Here is a 558-nt window from a genome sequence, read left to right on the forward strand (position 1 = left end):
TAAGCCGACAAATCCGCATCCATAATTCCGCGCCACTTGTCGATATACGAGACCGTTATACACAAGTGCTCCGCAACGATCCTGAGTTCAATAACTTAACGCAACAAATCATAACTTATAGATTTGTTGAATGGAACTTAAAAAGCATCGAAGATTATCCTATAAAGAAAGGGTCATTATACAGTCTCTTTTAGAAGAATATAAGTCCAAATCTTTCATTGCAAATAAGCTTGGTAGATCTCGGTCAACTATCACCAGAGAAGTCAATAGATGGATCACTAAACCAGGGGAATATTACAATGCAGATATAGCAAATTACATTGCTAAAGACGATTACCTCAATAAGAGAAATAAAGACAAAATAAGCAGCTTTAAAAGGCTATGCATTTATGTCTACAAAGGACTTTTAAAAGACTGGTCGCCTGAACAAATCTCTGGAAGGATCAAGAAAGATTATCCCAATGATCCGGTGATGACTATTTCTCATGAAGCTATTTATCAGCACATTTATAAAAAGCCTCAGGCTAGACTTAATTTAAAGCTTATAAGACTTCTGAC

Annotated in this window: 1 protein-coding gene; it reads left to right on the forward strand. The window is 35.8% G+C overall.

Annotation, left to right across the window (positions count from 1 at the left end; translation table 11 throughout):
• Positions 1–130: 130 nt before the first annotated feature.
• On the forward strand, positions 131–558 hold a 428-nt coding region (locus tag ACNI3T_RS04825), incomplete at its 3' end, for a transposase (protein WP_418226854.1).

Source organism: Christiangramia qingdaonensis, assembly GCF_048381525.1.
In the GTDB taxonomy this organism is placed as follows: Bacteria; Bacteroidota; Bacteroidia; order Flavobacteriales; family Flavobacteriaceae; genus Christiangramia.